2 protein-coding genes are annotated in these 2,488 nt (G+C 41.1%); both read right to left on the bottom strand.

Annotated elements, in window-relative coordinates; translation table 11 throughout:
- Positions 1-60: 60 nt before the first annotated feature.
- Complete coding sequence (gene istB / locus QT716_RS16230) at positions 61-834, bottom strand: IS21-like element helper ATPase IstB (RefSeq protein ID WP_317937208.1); 774 nt, start codon at positions 832-834, stop codon at positions 61-63.
- Positions 831-2,375 carry an IS21 family transposase gene (gene istA, locus QT716_RS16225; protein WP_317937207.1) on the bottom strand — a complete coding sequence of 515 codons (1,545 nt, stop codon included), beginning with the start codon at positions 2,373-2,375 and terminating at the stop codon, positions 831-833. The genes istB and istA overlap by 4 nt, the downstream gene beginning before the upstream one ends.
- Positions 2,376-2,488: the final 113 nt, after the last annotated feature.

Below are 2,488 nucleotides of genomic sequence, written 5' to 3'. Positions count from 1 at the left end.
TGTAACCGTCAAGTAGGATTCAACAGTTTTTGAAAAATAACACTCAACAGTTTTCGTCAATTAAGACTCAACACTTTGCTCTGTAAAAAGGGCTTTTCGATATTTCATTCTAATGCTGTCTTGTTCTTCGCTAAAGGTAATAATTTCACTGCGGTGAAGAAGTCGATCAAGAATCGCTGTGGTAAGTGTAGGATCGCCCAGAAACTTTCCCCATTCACCAGGGCCTTTGTTTGACGTCAGTACGAACGCGGCCTGGTCATATAGCTCATAAATGAACTGAAAGAATAGATGTGCCTCCTGAGGCTCGTATGCCATGTACATCACGTCATCAATAATGATTAAATCGGATTTGGCAATTCTTTTATATCTAGTTTGCGATTTAGCCACGTATTCTTTCGTCTTTAGAACGTAAATCAAGCGGTCCATCGAGATGAAGGATACTTGGTATCCTTGCTCGATCGCATGGATACCAAGGGCAGTCGATAGGTGGGTTTTGCCTACGCCTGTCGGCCCCATCATAATCAGTGTGAAACAATCTTCAATCCATGATAGCTCCTTCAACACGTTCAGCTGCTTGACTCCAATTGCTGTCTGTTCTTCTAAACGGAAATTTTCAAGCGTTAGTAGCTCGGGGAATTCTGCCCACTTCATCAATTTTTCCGCATTCTTCTTCTCCCGGCAACTCACTTCATAGCTTAAAAACTCATTTATGAATTCGTGATAGGTCCAGCCCTTCGCCTCCGCTTCTCGTAATAGGGTAGGCAGCTCTTTAGCGGACTCCGCAAGCCGTAATGCCCTGCATTTATCCTGTAGAGATTCATAAGGGTGCTTCATCTTGAATCGCCTCCCTGAAGAACACGAAGATAGATATCTTCTTTCCGTTCAGGCGCTACCAGGTTCTTATATTTCTCATTTAATCCGCTTGCTTCACTCTTAATTTGTTTGCTTTGAAGTTCTAATGAAAATGCAATATCCCGCAAATCGTTTGCACTAGTGAGCTTTAAACGCTTCATCTCTTGAACAGCTTCATTCACAAAATCAGGATATTGGAGACCAACAGTTTGAACCACTTTCAATTGATCAATTAGATGACGTGGATAGCGCTCGGTAAGCTTTTCTACAAGCCATTTCACGCTTGCTGGATCTGCTAATAAGTCCTCCACTTCATGAATTAGTTTGTCCCGCTTCGTATAGCTGCTTTTCCGATGAGTAGGATCTGAAATCACTTCTCCTTTGCCTTCAGCGATCTTATGCTTCGCAAGCACTTGACCATTCTGTTGAAGACGAATAAACAGATGATCCTCTGTTTTATCCACATAGGCGATATTGGGCGCGTCTTTTCGGTACGTACCGACAGGTACGCTGTATCGATTGCCGTCAAACCGGATAACATTGTCTTTGTGTATTTGCCTTGTTATACTGGAAGTATAGATATCTTCAAAGATATAAGTCCCTGCGACCCGTGTAAGGTGTTCCTTTTCCAGAGTGTACACCTCAGCGGGTCTCTTTTTTGTATTGTGATGGATTTTGTGATTTCCAGTACGCTTGAGCCATTTCATACTAGATTGTTGCCAGTCAGCTAGATTATCGAAAATGCGATTTTTAGCGAAATTATGTTTTACGTATTTCACGACTTGTTCAATTTTTCCTTTGGACTCGGGATCTGCTTTTCGGCATAGGTGAATTTTAAATTTCCTTTTTTGATGATACTTCGTAAAGTCAGCTGTGAGGATTAGATCTCCTGCATTCTCACTGACTGCTAATAAGTGATCCTGGTCATAGACAATCTCCTCAGTCATCCCTCCAAAATAATCAAAGGCGTTTTCATGCATTCGAATCATATCGGCTGTCCTGAAAGGACGATCCAACCATTCTACATATTTGTATCGTGAATGGGCGAGTACAAATGCTATAAAGTAAAGTCTCTTATGGCTGCCGTCTGTCGTGATCTGTCTGGACTCTCCAAAATCCACTTGGATTTGCTTTCCCATAGGCAATTCAGGAACGACCATATAATCCCGTTCCATATTCAGTTTTGGTATACAATACAATTCTCGTAATCCATTAACAAAGTTGCGCACTGTCCCTTCAGACACATTGCCTACTTCCAACTTTTCTTGCAGCCAATCGTAAACTTGCGCTCCTGAAAGATCAGGATGTTCTTTGAGCCACTCTAGTACTTTTTCTTTGTAAGGATCCAGCTTCTTGCTCCTGTTCTGTAAAGACAAGACGAACTGATAAAACTCATCAGGACTCATATTTCCATACTCAATTACTCGGTTTCTAGATATCTTCAGCTTTCTTGAGATTGCGCTATTAGAGAATCCTTCGTTACGCAATCTATGTATTTCATTGTAGATCATCCACTTTTCCACATCCTATTCCTCTCTTTCTATAGACTGCCTACAGTATATAGAAAGTAGATTTATGATGGAAAACTGTTGAATCTTATTTGTTGAAAACTGTTGTCTCTAGTTTAACGTTTACA

Source organism: Sporosarcina aquimarina (assembly GCF_033253705.1).
GTDB classification, from domain to species: domain Bacteria; phylum Bacillota; class Bacilli; order Bacillales_A; family Planococcaceae; genus Sporosarcina; species Sporosarcina aquimarina.
The sequence above is the reverse complement of the archived record's forward strand: the minus strand, read 5'-3'. Positions and strand labels throughout refer to the sequence as shown.